We start from the raw sequence: 14,944 nt of genomic DNA on the forward strand, positions 1-14,944 counted from the left end.
CGCAGGCCGTCCATAAGATCGTTTTTCGTGAGTAGCCATGGTCGACAATCTGACGCACTTGAAACAGCTGGAGGCGGAGAGCATCCACATCATCCGCGAGGTGGCCGCCGAGTTCGACAACCCGGTGATGCTGTACTCGATCGGCAAGGATTCCGCGGTCATGCTGCACCTGGCGCGCAAGGCGTTCTTCCCGGGCAAGCTGCCGTTCCCGGTGATGCACGTCGACACCCAGTGGAAGTTCCAGGAGATGTACCGCTTCCGCGACAAGATGGTCGAAGAGATGGGCCTGGAGCTGATCACCCACGTCAACCCCGAGGGTGTGGCACAGGGCATCAATCCGTTCACCCATGGCAGCTCCAAGCACACCGACATCATGAAGACCCAGGGCCTGAAGCAGGCGCTGGACAAGCATGGCTTCGACGCCGCCTTCGGTGGCGCGCGCCGCGACGAAGAGAAGTCGCGGGCCAAGGAGCGCGTCTACTCGTTCCGTGACAGCAAGCACCGCTGGGACCCGAAGAACCAGCGCCCGGAGCTGTGGAACATCTACAACGGCAAGGTCAACAAGGGCGAGTCGATCCGCGTGTTCCCGCTGTCGAACTGGACCGAGCTGGACATCTGGCAGTACATCTACCTCGAAGGCATTCCGATCGTGCCGCTGTACTTCGCCGCCGAGCGCGAAGTGATCGAGAAGAACGGCACCCTGATCATGATCGACGACGAGCGCATCCTCGAGCACCTGAGCGACGAGGAGAAGGCGCGCATCGTCAAGAAGAAAGTGCGTTTCCGTACCCTGGGCTGCTACCCGCTGACGGGCGCGGTCGAGTCTGAAGCCGAGACCCTGACGGACATCATCCAGGAAATGCTCCTGACCCGAACGTCCGAGCGCCAGGGCCGCGTCATCGACCACGATGGCGCCGGCTCCATGGAAGACAAAAAACGCCAAGGCTACTTCTAATTTCAGGGTTTCCTCATGTCGCACCAATCCGATTTGATCAGCGAGGACATCCTCGCCTACCTGGCCCAGCACGAGCGTAAAGAACTGCTGCGCTTCCTGACCTGCGGCAACGTGGACGACGGCAAGAGCACCCTGATCGGGCGCCTGCTGCACGATTCGAAGATGATCTACGAGGACCACCTCGAGGCCATCACCCGCGACTCGAAAAAGTCCGGCACCACCGGCGAGGAAGTCGACCTGGCGCTGCTGGTGGACGGCCTGCAGGCCGAGCGCGAGCAGGGCATCACCATCGATGTCGCCTACCGCTACTTCTCCACCGCCAAGCGCAAGTTCATCATTGCCGACACCCCGGGCCACGAGCAGTACACCCGCAACATGGCCACCGGCGCGTCCACCTGCGACCTGGCGATCATCCTGGTCGATGCCCGCTACGGCGTGCAGACCCAGACCCGCCGGCACAGCTACATCGCCTCGTTGCTGGGCATCAAGCACATCGTCGTCGCGGTCAACAAGATGGACCTCAAGGGCTTCGACGAGCAGGTCTTCGAGTCGATCAAGACCGACTACCTGAAGTTCGCCGAAGGCATCAACCTCAAACCGTCGAGCCTGCACTTCGTGCCGATGTCGGCGCTCAAGGGCGACAACGTGGTCAACCGCAGCGAGCGTTCGCCGTGGTACACGGGCCCGGCGCTGATGGAGATCCTCGAGACCGTCGAGATCGCCGCCGACCGCAACGTCACCGACCTGCGTTTCCCGGTGCAGTACGTCAACCGTCCGAACCTGAACTTCCGTGGCTTCGCCGGCACCATCGCCGGTGGCGTGGTGCACAAGGGGGACGAGATCGTCGTGCTGCCGTCGGGCAAGAGCAGCCGGGTCAAGTCCATCGTCACCTATGAAGGCGAGTTGGAGAACGCCGGCCCCGGCCAGGCCGTGACCCTGACCATGGAAGACGAGATCGACATCTCCCGTGGCGACCTGCTGGTGCATGCCGACAACGTACCGTCGGTCACCGACCAGTTCGACGCCATGCTGGTGTGGATGGCCGAGGAGCCGATGCTCCCGGGCAAGAAATACGACATCAAGCGCGCCACCAGCTACGTGCCGGGCTCGATTGCCAGCATCACCCACAAGGTCGATGTGAACACCCTGGAGCAGGGCGCCGCCAGCGCGCTGCAGCTCAACGAGATCGGCCGGGTCAAGGTCGCGCTGGACAGCGCCATCGCCCTGGACGGCTACGAGAGCAACCGCACTACCGGCGCGTTCATCGTCATCGACCGCCTGACCAACGGCACCGTCGGCGCCGGCATGATCATCGCCCCGCCGGTACTGCCGCACGGCAGCACCGGCCAGCACGGCAAGCTGGCCCATGTGTCCACCGAAGAGCGTGCCCTGCGCTTCGGCCAGCAGCCGGCCACCGTGCTGTTCAGCGGCCTGTCCGGCGCTGGCAAGAGCACCCTGGCCTATGCCGTGGAGCGCAAGCTGTTCGACATGGGTCGTGCGGTCTATGTGCTCGATGGCCAGAACCTGCGCCACGACCTGAACAAGGGCCTGCCGCAGGACCGCGCCGGTCGCACCGAGAACTGGCGCCGCGCCGCCCATGTGGCGCGCCAGTTCAACGAAGCCGGCCTGCTGACCCTGGCCGCGTTCGTTGCCCCGGATGCCGAAGGCCGCGAGCAGGCCAAGGCGCTGATCGGCAAGGAACGTCTGGTCACCGTCTATGTGCAGGCGTCGCCGCTGGTGTGCCGTGAGCGTGATCCGCAAGGGCTGTACGCGGCCGGTGGCGACAACATTCCGGGCGAGAGCTTCCCGTTCGATGTGCCGTTGGATGCGGACCTGGTGATCGACACCCAGTCGGTCAGTGTCGATGAGGGCGTGAAGCTGGTGTTGGATGTGCTGCGTCAGCGTGGCGCGATCTGAGTAACCGCGTAATCTGAGAAACCCCGCTTCGGCGGGGTTTTTTGTTTGGTTCGGGAGAGCTGGGGCTGCACAGCAGCCCCCGGCATTGCTAGATATGTTTTTCGGTAACCGGAATCACCCGCCGCTCCTTTACCGCCTTGTACGAAAAACTCGAATAGATCTCCTTCACCCCCGGCAACCGTTGCAGCACCTCCCGGGTGAACTCGCCGAACGACTCCAGGTCCCGCGCCAGGATCTCCAGCAAAAAGTCATAGCGCCCGGAGATGTTGTGGCAGGCGACGATCTCGGGAATCTCCATCAGCCGCTGCTCGAACGCCAGGGCCATCTCCTTGGTGTGCGAGTCCATCATGATGCTGACGAACGCGGTCACCCCGAAGCCCAGCGACTTGGGTGAAAGAATGGCCTGGTAGCCGGTGATGTAGCCGTTGTCCTCCAGCAGCTTGACCCGCCGCCAGCAGGGCGAGGTGGTCAAGGCGACCTGGTCGGCGAGTTCGGAAACGGTCAGGCGGGCGTTGTCCTGCAGGGCGGCGAGCAGGGCGCGGTCGGTACGGTCGAGAGCTGAAGGCATGTCTTGCCCTCCTGGTTCTGTTTTTGTTGTTTTTCTTTCAAAACTTGCGCAATTGCGTGGGCAAATTTGGAAAAAGCGCGGCAGCTTGGTGGCATAAGCTTATAACAAACCACAAGAGGCTGTTGCCATGCGCGACTCCAACAAGAACACCGGTTTCTCCACGCGGGCCATCCACCATGGCTATGACCCGCTGTCCCACGGCGGCGCCCTGGTGCCGCCGGTGTACCAGACCGCCACCTATGCCTTCCCCACCGTCGAGTACGGCGCCGCCTGCTTCGCGGGCGAGGAACCGGGGCATTTCTATAGCCGCATTTCCAATCCGACCCTGGCCCTGCTCGAGCAGCGCATGGCGTCCCTGGAGGGGGGCGAGGCCGGCCTGGCGCTGGCCTCCGGCATGGGCGCCATCACCGCTACGCTATGGACCCTGCTACGCCCCGGTGACGAGCTGATCGTCGGCAGCACCCTGTACGGCTGCACCTTCGCCTACCTGCACCACGGCATCGGCGAGTTCGGCGTGAAGATCCGTCATGTCGACCTCAACGACATCCCGGCACTGCAGGCCGCGATCACGCCGAAGACGCGGATGATCTATTTCGAAACCCCGGCCAACCCCAACATGCAGTTGGTGGATATCGCCGCGGTGGTCGATGCCGCCCGTGGCCATGATTTGAGCATCGTGGTCGACAACACCTACTGCACGCCCTACCTGCAACGCCCGCTGGAGTTGGGCGTGGACCTGGTGGTGCATTCGGCCACCAAGTACCTGTCCGGGCATGGCGACATCACCGCCGGTTTGGTGGTCGGGCGCAAGGCGCTGGTCGATCGTATCCGCCTGGAAGGGCTCAAGGACATGACCGGCGCGGTGCTGTCGCCCCATGACGCGGCGCTGCTGATGCGCGGCATCAAGACCCTGGCCCTGCGCATGGACCGTCACTGCGCCAATGCCCAGCAGGTGGCCGAGTTCCTCGCCGAACAATCACAGGTCGAGCTGCTGCATTACCCGGGCCTGCCGTCCTTCCCGCAGTACGCGCTGGCCCAGCGGCAGATGCGCCTGCCGGGCGGCATGATTGCCTTCGAACTCAAGGGCGGGATCGAGGCCGGCCGTCGCTTCATGAACGCCCTGCAGCTGTTCAGCCGCGCGGTGAGCCTGGGCGATGCCGAGTCACTGGCCCAGCACCCGGCGAGCATGACCCACTCCAGCTATACCCAGCAGGAGCGTGCCGAGCATGGCATCTCGGAAGGGCTGGTGCGCCTGTCGGTGGGGCTGGAAGACATCGACGACCTGCTCGCCGACATTGCCCAGGCCCTGAAGGCCTGCGCCTGAACCGCCACGGACGAGGCCTGCGCGATGGTAGCGATGATGAACCCGAACGAGCCGTTGACGGCCCTCGAAGCCGCCCTGGACAGTGACCCCGGGGAAACCGCCGAGTGGTGCGAGGCCCTGTCCTCGACCCTGGCCCACTGCGGCCCGGCGCGGGCGCGCTACCTGCTGCAGCGCCTGCAGGCCCATGCCCTGGAGCTGGGCCTGGAGCGTGAGGCCCATGCCTTCTCGGCCTACCGCAACACCTTGCCGGTGGAGCAGCAGGGCAACTATCCGGGCGACCTGGAACTGGACGAGCGAATCACCGGCATCCTGCGCTGGAATGCCCTGGCCATGGTGGTGCGGGCCAATCATGCCTACGGCGAGCTGGGCGGGCATATCGCCAGCTATGCCTCGGCGGCGGAAATCTTCGAGGTCGGTTTCCAGCATTTCTTCCGTGGCGAGGGCGGCGGCGCGCAGCGCAGTGGCGACCTGGTGTTCTTCCAACCGCACTCGGCGCCGGGCATCTATGCCCGCGCCTTCCTTGAAGGGCGCCTGAGCGAGGCGCAACTGGCCAACTATCGCCAAGAAGTCGCGGGCAACGGCCTGTGCTCCTATCCGCATCCCTGGCTGATGCCCGAATTCTGGCAGTTCCCCACCGGCTCCATGGGCATCGGCCCGCTCAATGCCATCTACCAGGCCCGGTTCATGCGCTACCTGCAGCACCGTGGCCTGCTCGACACCTCGGCGCGGCATGTGTGGGGCGTGTTCGGCGATGGCGAGATGGACGAGCCGGAGTCGATTGCCGGCCTGACCCTGGCCGCCCGCGAAGGCCTGGACAACCTGACCTTCATCGTCAACTGCAACCTGCAGCGCCTGGACGGCCCGGTGCGTGGCAACGGCCAGATCATCCAGGAACTCGAAGCGCTGTTCAGCGGCGCCGGCTGGAACGTGATCAAGGTGCTCTGGGGCTCGGAGTGGGACGCGCTGTTCGCCCGGGATCATGAGCATGCGTTGCTGCGCCAGCTGGCGGCGACACCCGACGGGCAGTTCCAGACTCTCGGTGCCAAGGACGGCAGCTACAACCTCGAGCACTTCTTCAAGCAGAACCCGGCGCTGCAGCGCCTGGTGGCGCACATGAGCGCCGACGAGATCAACGCCCTCAAGCGTGGTGGCCACGATTTTCGCAAGCTGCATGCCGCCTATGCCGCGGCCAAGGCCTGCAAGGGCCGGCCGACGGTGATCCTGGCCAAGACCAAGAAAGGCTACGGCATGAGCAGTGCCGGTGAGTCGCGGATGACCGCGCACCAGGCCAAGAAGCTCGATGTGCAGGCGCTGCTGGCCTTCCGCGACCGCTTCCACCTGCCGCTGTCGGACGAGGACGTGGAGCAGCTGCGCTTCTACCGTCCGGCCGCCGACAGCCCGGAGATGATCTACCTGCGCCAGCGCCGCGAGGCCCTGGGCGGGCCGCTGCCGGTGCGGCTCAGCGATTGCGCCGGCCTGCCCGTGCCGGACCTGGACAGCTTCGCCGGCTTCGCCCTGCGCGCCGAGGGCAAGGATATGTCCACCACCATGGCCGCCGTGCGCCTGCTCGGCAACTGGCTCAAGATGCCGGGGCTGGGGCCGCGGGTGGTACCGATCGTCGCCGACGAAGCGCGGACCTTCGGCATGGCCAGCCTGTTCCGCCAGATCGGCATCTACTCGCCCCAGGGGCAACGCTACGAGCCGGAGGACGCCGGCTCGCTGCTGGTCTACAAGGAAGCGCGCGACGGCCAGTTGCTGGAGGAGGGCATCACCGAGGCCGGGGCGATCTCTTCGTGGATCGCGGCGGCGACTGCCTATGCGGTGCATGGCGAGGCGATGCTGCCGGTGTATATCTATTACTCGATGTTCGGTTTCCAGCGGGTCGGCGACCTGATCTGGGCCGCCGCCGACCAGCGCGCCCGCGGCCTGTTGCTCGGCGCCACCGCGGGGCGCACCACGCTGGGTGGCGAGGGGCTGCAGCACCAGGACGGCTCGAGCCTGGTCATGGCCTCCATGGTGCCCAACTGCCGCGCCTGGGACCCGTGCTTTGCCGGCGAGCTGGCGGTGATCCTCGACCATGCCGCACGGCGCATGCTGGTGGAGCAACGGGACGAGTTCCACTACGTGGCGGTGATGAATGAAAACTACCCGCAGCCGTCGTTGCCCGAAGATGTGCACGACGATGTGTTGCGAGGCATGTACCGGTTTGCCCGGCATGCGTCGGCGGCACCTCGTGGCCAGGTGCGCTTGTTGGGCTCGGGCACCATCCTGCGCGAGGTGATCGCCGCCGGCGAGTTGCTGGCCAGTGATTGGCAGATCGACAGCGAAGTGTTCAGCGTTACCAGTTTCAGCGAGCTGGCGCGTGGGGCCAGGGACGCGCAACGCCTGGCGATGGCCGGGGAGCAGGGGGATTGTCACGTGCGTTGTTGCCTGCCCGGTGATGCCCCGGTGATCGCGGCCAGCGACTATGTGCGTGCCTGGCCGCAACTGATTGCCGAGTATGTGCAGGCGCCCTACATCACCCTGGGCACTGATGGTTTCGGGCGCAGTGATACGCGTCAGCAACTGCGGCGGTTCTTTGAGGTGGACCGGCATGCCGTGGCCTTGGCGGCGTTGTACGGGCTGGTGTGCCAGGGCGTGCTGCCGGCGGATGTGCTAGGACAGGCGAGGGCGCGGTATGGGATTGGCGAGGAGGGGGCGGCCTGGTATCGGTGAGGTGATCTGGGCCGACCCTGTCGCGGGGCAAGCCCGCTCCCACGGAGTGATATGGCGGGTAGATCCTGCCCACAAAAAAGGCCTCTTTCGAGGCCTTTTGCATGTCATTGACTCAGCGCTTGAGCCCGTAGCTCTCGTCGAGCATGCCCGGCGAGTTCGGGGCCTTTGGTGCATAGTCGCGTGGCACCTCGGCGGTGTCCTTCGGCGGCGTCAGGCGATCACGCGGGCCTTGCGCGGCTTCCGAGTGCAGCGCGGCCAGCAGGCGCTGGCGGGTCAACTCGTCCAGGGCCAGGCGGTTGGCGCCGTCGGCCAGGTGGTCCTGGACGTCCTGGTAGCTCTGGGTCAGTTTCTTGACCAGCGAGGCAGTGCTGTTGAAGTGGGTCACCACTTCATTCTGGTAATTGTCGAAGCGCTGCTGGATGTCATCCAGCTGGCGTTGGGTGTTGCTCGGTGCCGCGTTGGGCAGCAGGCGGGCCAGTGCGAAACCGACGCCGACGCCGACAACCAGGGCCAGGGTCGGCAGCAACCAAACAAGGAGCGAGTGTTCCACGAGTCCTTCCTCTATAAACGGCTTTGCTTTACGTTAACGGCTCAGACCTGCGCTGTATACCGCGAGCGATCGCAAATCAGAACAGAATTCCTCAGCTAGACGAGTCGACCCTCCTCGAGGTCACGGAGTAGTGCCTTGCTTATCCGCGAAACACCCTTGTTCATCGATGGCCCGAGCGGCCAGCTGGAAGCCTTGTACCTGGACGTGGCCGACGCCCGTGGCGCGGTGCTGATCTGCCACCCCAACCCGGTCCAGGGCGGCACCATGCTCAACAAGGTGGTGTCGACCCTGCAACGCACTGCCCGCGACGCTGGCTACGTCACCCTGCGCTTCAACTACCGTGGTGTCGGCCAGAGCGCCGGCAGCCACGACATGGGCGCCGGTGAAGTGGCCGACGCCGAGGCCGCCGCCGCCTGGCTACGTGAACAGCATCCCGAACTGCCGCTGGTGTTGATGGGCTTCTCATTCGGTGGCTTTGTCGCTACCAGCCTGGCAGGTCGTCTGGAGGCCGAGGGTGTGGAGCTGCAACATCTGTTCATGATCGCCCCGGCGGTGATGCGTCTGACGGAGCAGTTTGCGCTACCTGAGCGCGCTACGCTGACCATCGTGCAGCCTGATACCGACGAAGTCGTCGATCCGCAGTTGGTATACGACTGGTCCGACGCGCTGTCGCGCCCCCATGAGCTGCTGAAAGTGGCAGAATGCGGACACTTCTTCCATGGCAAGCTGACCGATCTGAAGGATCTGCTGCTGCCGCGCCTTTCGAACTGAGCCAAGCCTGAATAAGCGAACACCCATGACCACGCGCATCCTCACCGGTATCACCACCACCGGCACCCCGCACCTGGGCAACTACGCCGGCGCCATCCGCCCGGCCATCCTCGCCAGCCAGCAGCCCGGTGTCGACTCGTTCTACTTCCTGGCCGACTACCACGCCCTGATCAAGTGCGACGACCCGCAGCGCATCCAGCGCTCGCGCCTCGAAATCGCCGCCACCTGGCTGGCCGGTGGCCTGGATCCGGACAAGGTGACCTTCTACCGCCAGTCGGACATCCCCGAGATCCCCGAGCTGACCTGGCTGCTGACCTGTGTCGCCGCCAAGGGCCTGCTCAACCGCGCCCACGCCTACAAGGCCTCGGTGGACAAGAACGTCGAGGCCGGCGAAGACCCGGACGCCGGCGTGACCATGGGCCTGTTCAGCTACCCGGTGCTGATGGCCGCCGACATCCTGATGTTCAACGCCAACAAGGTGCCGGTCGGCCGCGACCAGATCCAGCACGTGGAAATGGCCCGTGACATCGGCCAGCGCTTCAACCACTTGTTCGGCCAGGGCAAGGACTTCTTCGCCCTGCCGGAAGCGGTGATCGAGGAGAGCGTCGCCACCCTGCCGGGCCTGGACGGGCGCAAGATGTCCAAGAGCTACGACAACACCATCCCGCTGTTCACCAGCGCCAAGGACATGAAGGACGCCATCTCGCGCATCGTCACCGACTCCAAGGCGCCGGGCGAGGCCAAGGATCCGGACAATTCGCACCTGTTCACTCTGTTCCAGGCCTTCTCCACGCCAGCGCAATGCGCCGCGTTCCGTGAAGAGCTGGTGCAAGGCCTGGGCTGGGGCGAGGCCAAGCAGCGCCTGTTCCAGCTGCTCGACGGCCAGCTGGCCGAAAAGCGCGAGCACTACCACCAACTGATCTCGCGCCCATCGGACCTGGAGGACATTCTCCTGGCCGGTGCCGCCAAGGCCCGCAAGATCGCCACGCCGTTCCTGGAGCAACTGCGCGAGGCGGTTGGCCTGCGCTCGTTCCGCACCACCGTGCAAGCCACCACTGAAGTGAAGAAGAAGGCTGCCAAGACCGCCCGCTTCGTCAGCTTCCGCGACGAGGACGGCAGCTTCCGCTTCCGCCTGCTGGCCGCCGATGGCGAGCAACTGCTGCTGTCGCGCAGCTTTGCCGATGGCAAGAGCGCCGGTGCGGTGAGCAAGCAACTGCAGCAAGGTGGCGAGGCCGATGTACGGGTCGAGGGTCTGAGCTTCAGCCTGTGGCTGGAGGGCGAGCAGGTTGCCGACGGGCCGCAGTTCGAGGCCGCCGAAGCCCGTGATGCGGCGGTCCAGAGCCTGCGCGAAGCGCTGCAACCCGTTCAGGAGTAATAGGTTTCGTGGGAGCGGGCTTGCCCCGCGATTGGCGTTGGATCATGCACAAAGCTTTGTTTTCCGACGCCATCGCGGGGCAAGCCCGCTCCCACGAGTTTTATTCCTGCGCGCATTGGTCGCATGTATCATTGCCATCAGGCGGGCCGGTCGCTACAGTGACGGCCCGTTTTTTGTTGCCTCGCTAACGAAATCATGACGCCCCTAGAACGATATCAAGCAGATCTGAAACGTCCCGACTTCTTCCATGACGCGGCGCAGGAAACTGCGGTGCGTCACCTGCAGCGCCTGTACGACGACCTGGTGCGTGCGCAGAACAACAAGCCGGGCATGTTCGGCAAGCTGTTCGGCAAGAAGGAGCAGACGCCGGTCAAGGGCCTGTATTTCTGGGGCGGGGTAGGGCGAGGCAAGACCTACCTGGTCGACACCTTCTATGAAGCGCTGCCGTTCAAGCAGAAGATGCGCACGCACTTCCACCGCTTCATGAAGCGCGTCCACGAGGAGATGAAGACCCTCAAGGGCGAGAAGAACCCGCTGACCATCATCGCCAAGCGCTTCAGCGAAGAGGCCAAGGTGATCTGCTTCGACGAGTTCTTCGTCTCCGACATCACCGATGCGATGATCCTCGGCACCCTGATGGAAGAGCTGTTCAAGAACGGCGTGTCGCTGGTGGCCACCTCCAACATCGTCCCCGACGGCCTGTACAAGGACGGCCTGCAGCGCGCGCGCTTCCTGCCGGCCATCGCCATGATCAAGCAGTACACCGACGTGGTGAACGTCGACAGCGGCGTGGACTACCGGTTGCGCCATCTGGAGCAGGCCGAACTGTTCCACTTCCCGCTCGACGCTGCAGCCCATGAGAGCTTGCGGGCGAGCTTCAAGGCGCTGACTCCGGAGTGCACCCAGGCCGTCGAGAACGACGTGCTGATGATCGAAAACCGCGAGATCCACGCCCTGCGCACCTGTGACGACGTCGCCTGGTTCGACTTCCGCGCCCTGTGCGATGGGCCCCGCAGCCAGAACGACTACATCGAACTGGGCAAGATCTTCCACGCCGTGCTGCTGAGCAATGTCGAGCAGATGGGCGTGACCACCGACGACATCGCCCGGCGCTTCATCAACATGGTCGACGAGTTCTACGACCGTAACGTGAAGCTGATCATCTCGGCGGAAGTGGAGCTGAAGGACCTGTATACCGGCGGACGTCTGAGCTTCGAGTTCCAGCGTACCCTGAGCCGGTTGCTGGAGATGCAGTCCCACGAGTTCCTGTCGCGGGCGCACAAGCCGTAAACCAACGCGGCAAACCATCGCGGGGCAAGCCCGCTCCCACCGGTCCGTGGGAGCGGGCTTGCCCCGCGATGGTTTTCAGGCTTCCTGCATGAACTGCTGCCGATACTGGTTCGGCGACAGCTCGGTGTGCTGGCGGAACAACCGAGCGAAGAAGCTCGCGTCGTCGTACCCCACCTCATAGCTGATGGTCTTGATGCTCTTGCGCGTGCTCGACAGCAGGCCCTTGGCTGTCTCGATCCGTAGCCGTTGCAAGTAGTGCAGCGGCTTGTCGCCGGTGGCGCTCTGGAAGCGGCGCATGAAGTTGCGGATGCTCATGCCGTGGTTGCGGGCCACGTCCTCGAAGCGGAACTTGTCGGCGAAGTGTTCCTCGAGCCAGTGCTGGATCTGCAGGATGATCAGGTCCTGGTGCAGCTTCTGGCCGCCGAAGCCCATGCGCCCCGGGGTGTAGCTGCGCTGCACCTCGTAGAGGATGTCGCGGGCCACGGCGCGGGCCACGTTGGCGCCGCAGAACCGCTCGATCAGGTAGATGTACAGGTCGCAGGCCGAGGTGGTGCCGCCGGCGCAGTACAGGTTGTCGGCATCGGTCAGGTGCTTGTCCTGGTTCAGGCGGATCTTCGGGAAGCGCTCGGCGAAGCTGGCGAAGAAGCGCCAGTAGGTGGTCGCCTCCTTGCCGTCGAGCAGCCCGGATTCGGCCAGCCAGAACACGCCGCTGGCCTCGGCGCACAGCACCGCGCCGCGGGCATGCTGCTCGCGCAGCCAGGGTAGGACCTGGGGGTAGCGTTGCAGCAGGTTGTCGAAGTCGTCCCAGAAGGCCGGCAGGATGATCACGTCGGCGTCGTTCAGGCCGCTGTCGACCGGCAGCTGCACGTTGCTGAAGCTGTCCACGGGCAAGCCGTCCGGGCTCACCAGGCCGATCTCGAACATCGGCTGCAGGCCCAGGCCCAACTGTTTGCTGTAGCGCAGGCTGGCCAGGTGGAAGAAATCCTTGGCCTGCATCAGTGTCGAAGCGAACACTTTATCCACGGCCAGGATGCTGACGCGCCGCAAGGACGCGGAGGGTTGGGTAAACATCATTGTCATTGTTCTTATAGGGTAGAGTGGTCAATCACCGGCTGGATCGTCTTATTTTTTGGCGATTGTGTCTACCCCGCCAAAGTACGATCTCCATCGCGCGGCAAGCCCGCTCCCACGTTAATCGCAAAGACTCGTGGGAGCGGGCTTGCCCCGCGATGGGCCGTCAGCTCAAGGCGCCGGATTAGGCTGCTCCTGATGCACCGCCTCGATCGCCGCCAGCAGCTCATCGCCCAGGTTCAGCGCCTGGCTGTCGATATTGCTGCGCAACTGCTCGAGGCTGGTGGCGCCGATGATGTTGCTGGTCACGAACGGCTGGCGCGTCACGAAGGCCAGCGCCATCTGCGCCGGGTCCAGCCCGTGTTCACGGGCCAGCTGCACGTAACGGCTGCAGGCAGCCACGGTCTGTGGGTTGGAGTAGCGGGCGAAGCGGCTGAACAGGGTCAGGCGGGCATTTGCCGGGCGGGCGCCGTTTTCATACTTACCCGAGAGCATGCCGAAGGCCAGCGGCGAATAGGCCAGCAGGCCGCACTGCTCGCGGATCGCCACCTCCGCCAGGCCCACCTCGAAGCTGCGGTTGAGCAGGTTGTAGGGGTTCTGGATCGACACCGCCCGTGGCCAGCCGCGGGTCTCGGCCAGGTGCAGGAACTTCAGGGTGCCCCACGGGGTTTCGTTGGACAGGCCGATGTGGCGGATCTTGCCGGCGCGGACCTGGTCGTCGAGCACCTCCAGGGTTTCCTCCAGCGGGGTGAAGATATCCTGGGGCAGGTGCTGGTAGCCGAGCTTGCCGAAGAAGTTGGTGCTGCGCTCGGGCCAGTGCAGCTGGTACAGGTCGATGCGGTCGGTCTGCAGGCGCTTCAGGCTCGCGTCCAGCGCGGCGACGATGTGCTGGCGGTTGTGCTTGAGCTGGCCGTCGCGGATATGGCTGATGCCGTTGCCGGGGCCGGCGACCTTGCTGGCCAGGATCCAGTCGTCGCGGTCGCCGTTGCCGGCGAACCAGTTGCCGATGATGCGCTCGGTGGCGGCGTAGGTTTCCGGGCGCGGTGGCACCGGGTACATCTCGGCGGTGTCGATGAAGTTGATGCCGCGGGCCTTGGCCAGGGCGATCTGGGCGAAGGCCTGGTCCTGGGTGTTCTGCTCGCCCCAGGTCATGGTGCCCAGGCACAGGGCGCTGACGTTGAGGTCGGTGCGGCCGAGCTTGCGGTATTCCATCGGGAAGACGCTCCATGGCAAAGAGGCCCATAAAAGCAGGTTGAAATTTTTCCTGCAATCTGGATAATTCGGCCCCTCTCCGTGTGGCGGAAGTGATGCACCACCATGCAGGGGAACCCTTGTCGAACATTGGCGTGCCCGACCCGAGCCCCCAAAAGCGTCAGCGTTCGGCTGCGCGCTTGCCCTTGGCAAGCTGTGCACTATCCAGTAAGATTCGCCGTCTATTTTTCGCTGGGCGGCCTCTGAGGCTTTAGAGAATGAAAACTTTTACTGCTAAACCGGAAACAGTAAAGCGCGAGTGGTTCGTAGTCGACGCCGCTGGTCAGACCCTGGGTCGTCTGGCTACCGAAATCGCTAGCCGCCTGCGTGGCAAGCACAAGCCAGAATACACCCCTCACGTTGACACCGGCGACTACATCGTCGTCATCAACGCCGAGCAAATCCGTGTGACTGGTGCCAAGTCTTCCGACAAGATGTACTACTCCCACTCCGGCTTCCCGGGCGGTATCAAGGAAATCAACTTCGAGAAGTTGATCGCCAAGGCCCCTGAGCGTGTTATCGAAACCGCGGTCAAAGGCATGCTGCCGAAGAACCCGCTGGGTCGCGACATGTACCGCAAGCTGAAAGTGTACGCGGGTGCAGCTCACCCACACACTGCTCAGCAGCCTCAAGAACTGAAGATCTAACGGGATAGTTCATTATGTCGGCGACTCAAAACTACGGCACTGGCCGTCGCAAGACCGCAACCGCACGTGTATTCCTGCGTCCGGGCACTGGCAACATTTCCATCAACAACCGTTCTCTGGACGTGTTCTTCGGCCGCGAAACCGCTCGCATGGTTGTTCGCCAGCCGCTGGAACTGACCGAGACCGTTGAGAAGTTCGACATCTACGTCACCGTTTCCGGTGGTGGTGTCAGCGGTCAAGCCGGTGCAATCCGCCACGGCATCACCCGCGCCCTGATGGAATACGACGAAACCCTGCGTGGCGCCCTGCGTCGTGCTGGCTACGTCACCCGCGACGCTCGTGAAGTCGAGCGTAAGAAAGTGGGTCTGCGTAAAGCGCGTAAGCGTCCTCAGTACTCCAAGCGTTAATAGCGCTTCGGCAGTCGAAAAAAGCCCGGTTCCTTTTTGGAACCGGGCTTTTTTTATGTCTTGAACTAACCTCTCTGTCAGTCCGTGGCCGTTTGTCGCATAG

General features: G+C 64.1%; 13 protein-coding genes. 9 read left to right on the forward strand and 4 right to left on the reverse strand.

Annotation, left to right across the window (positions count from 1 at the left end; all coding sequences use genetic code 11):
- Nucleotides 1-37 precede the first annotated feature (37 nt).
- On the forward strand, nucleotides 38-955 hold the full coding sequence (gene cysD / locus HU735_RS09245) for a sulfate adenylyltransferase subunit CysD (RefSeq protein ID WP_011535568.1): 918 nt from the start codon (nucleotides 38-40) through the stop codon (nucleotides 953-955).
- A gap of 15 nt (nucleotides 956-970) precedes the next feature.
- On the forward strand, nucleotides 971-2,872 hold the full coding sequence (gene cysN / locus HU735_RS09250) for a sulfate adenylyltransferase subunit CysN (protein ID WP_186713237.1): 1,902 nt from the start codon (nucleotides 971-973) through the stop codon (nucleotides 2,870-2,872).
- A gap of 88 nt (nucleotides 2,873-2,960) precedes the next feature.
- Here the strand turns inward: cysN and HU735_RS09255 are convergent, their stop codons facing one another.
- On the reverse strand, nucleotides 2,961-3,440 hold the full coding sequence (locus tag HU735_RS09255) for an Lrp/AsnC family transcriptional regulator (RefSeq protein WP_186713238.1): 480 nt from the start codon (nucleotides 3,438-3,440) through the stop codon (nucleotides 2,961-2,963).
- A 127-nt stretch (nucleotides 3,441-3,567) separates the two neighbouring features.
- Here HU735_RS09255 and HU735_RS09260 point away from each other — a divergent pair, with 127 nt between their 5' ends.
- Complete coding sequence (locus HU735_RS09260; protein ID WP_186713239.1) at nucleotides 3,568-4,764, forward strand: methionine gamma-lyase; 1,197 nt, start codon at nucleotides 3,568-3,570, stop codon at nucleotides 4,762-4,764.
- A 24-nt stretch (nucleotides 4,765-4,788) separates the two neighbouring features.
- A complete protein-coding gene (mdeB, locus tag HU735_RS09265) occupies nucleotides 4,789-7,479 on the forward strand; it encodes an alpha-ketoglutarate dehydrogenase (protein ID WP_186713240.1) in 2,691 nt (896 codons plus the stop codon).
- A 112-nt stretch (nucleotides 7,480-7,591) separates the two neighbouring features.
- Here mdeB and HU735_RS09270 read toward each other — a convergent pair whose 3' ends face one another.
- Nucleotides 7,592-8,029, reverse strand: a complete 438-nt coding sequence (locus tag HU735_RS09270; RefSeq protein WP_186713241.1) for a DUF1043 family protein — start codon at nucleotides 8,027-8,029, stop codon at nucleotides 7,592-7,594.
- 135 nt (nucleotides 8,030-8,164) lie between these two features.
- On the opposite strand from HU735_RS09270, the gene HU735_RS09275 reads away from it, so the two are divergent.
- The 3 genes from HU735_RS09275 to zapE all read left to right on the forward strand — a co-directional run bounded on the left by HU735_RS09275 (nucleotide 8,165) and on the right by zapE (nucleotide 11,465).
- A complete protein-coding gene (locus HU735_RS09275) occupies nucleotides 8,165-8,800 on the forward strand; it encodes an alpha/beta fold hydrolase (protein ID WP_186713242.1) in 636 nt (211 codons plus the stop codon).
- Between the two features lie 25 nt (nucleotides 8,801-8,825).
- Nucleotides 8,826-10,175 carry a tryptophan--tRNA ligase gene (locus HU735_RS09280; RefSeq protein WP_186713243.1) on the forward strand — a complete coding sequence of 450 codons (1,350 nt, stop codon included), beginning with the start codon at nucleotides 8,826-8,828 and terminating at the stop codon, nucleotides 10,173-10,175.
- A gap of 195 nt (nucleotides 10,176-10,370) precedes the next feature.
- Complete coding sequence (gene zapE, locus HU735_RS09285) at nucleotides 10,371-11,465, forward strand: cell division protein ZapE (protein WP_186713244.1); 1,095 nt, start codon at nucleotides 10,371-10,373, stop codon at nucleotides 11,463-11,465.
- A gap of 75 nt (nucleotides 11,466-11,540) precedes the next feature.
- Here zapE and HU735_RS09290 read toward each other — a convergent pair whose 3' ends face one another.
- Together HU735_RS09290 and HU735_RS09295 are read right to left on the reverse strand one after the other, a co-directional pair.
- A complete protein-coding gene (locus tag HU735_RS09290; protein WP_167388431.1) occupies nucleotides 11,541-12,437 on the reverse strand; it encodes a GlxA family transcriptional regulator in 897 nt (298 codons plus the stop codon).
- Between the two features lie 270 nt (nucleotides 12,438-12,707).
- Nucleotides 12,708-13,748, reverse strand: a complete 1,041-nt coding sequence (locus HU735_RS09295; protein WP_186713245.1) for an NADP(H)-dependent aldo-keto reductase — start codon at nucleotides 13,746-13,748, stop codon at nucleotides 12,708-12,710.
- 257 nt (nucleotides 13,749-14,005) lie between these two features.
- Between HU735_RS09295 and rplM the strand changes: the two genes are divergently transcribed.
- Nucleotides 14,006-14,434 (forward strand): 50S ribosomal protein L13, encoded by a 429-nt coding sequence (gene rplM / locus HU735_RS09300; RefSeq protein WP_008097538.1) that lies wholly within the window; start codon nucleotides 14,006-14,008, stop codon nucleotides 14,432-14,434.
- A gap of 14 nt (nucleotides 14,435-14,448) precedes the next feature.
- Nucleotides 14,449-14,841 (forward strand): 30S ribosomal protein S9, encoded by a 393-nt coding sequence (gene rpsI / locus HU735_RS09305; protein WP_003260797.1) that lies wholly within the window; start codon nucleotides 14,449-14,451, stop codon nucleotides 14,839-14,841.
- Nucleotides 14,842-14,944 lie beyond the last annotated feature (103 nt).

Source organism: Pseudomonas sp. BW16M2, from assembly GCF_014268865.1.
GTDB classification, from domain to species: Bacteria; Pseudomonadota; Gammaproteobacteria; order Pseudomonadales; family Pseudomonadaceae; genus Aquipseudomonas; species Aquipseudomonas peradeniyensis.

What these genes read in the sequence shown, in the direction of transcription:
- cysD (WP_011535568.1), top strand. Translation starts at nt 38, where the DNA reads ATGGTCGACAATCTGACGCACTTGAAACAGCTGGAGGCGGAGAGCATC.
- cysN (WP_186713237.1), top strand. Translation starts at nt 971, where the DNA reads ATGTCGCACCAATCCGATTTGATCAGCGAGGACATCCTCGCCTACCTG.
- HU735_RS09255 (WP_186713238.1), bottom strand. Translation starts at nt 3,440, where the DNA reads ATGCCTTCAGCTCTCGACCGTACCGACCGCGCCCTGCTCGCCGCCCTG.
- HU735_RS09260 (WP_186713239.1), top strand. Translation starts at nt 3,568, where the DNA reads ATGCGCGACTCCAACAAGAACACCGGTTTCTCCACGCGGGCCATCCAC.
- mdeB (WP_186713240.1), top strand. Translation starts at nt 4,789, where the DNA reads ATGGTAGCGATGATGAACCCGAACGAGCCGTTGACGGCCCTCGAAGCC.
- HU735_RS09280 (WP_186713243.1), top strand. Translation starts at nt 8,826, where the DNA reads ATGACCACGCGCATCCTCACCGGTATCACCACCACCGGCACCCCGCAC.
- zapE (WP_186713244.1), top strand. Translation starts at nt 10,371, where the DNA reads ATGACGCCCCTAGAACGATATCAAGCAGATCTGAAACGTCCCGACTTC.
- HU735_RS09295 (WP_186713245.1), bottom strand. Translation starts at nt 13,748, where the DNA reads ATGGAATACCGCAAGCTCGGCCGCACCGACCTCAACGTCAGCGCCCTG.
- rplM (WP_008097538.1), top strand. Translation starts at nt 14,006, where the DNA reads ATGAAAACTTTTACTGCTAAACCGGAAACAGTAAAGCGCGAGTGGTTC.
- rpsI (WP_003260797.1), top strand. Translation starts at nt 14,449, where the DNA reads ATGTCGGCGACTCAAAACTACGGCACTGGCCGTCGCAAGACCGCAACC.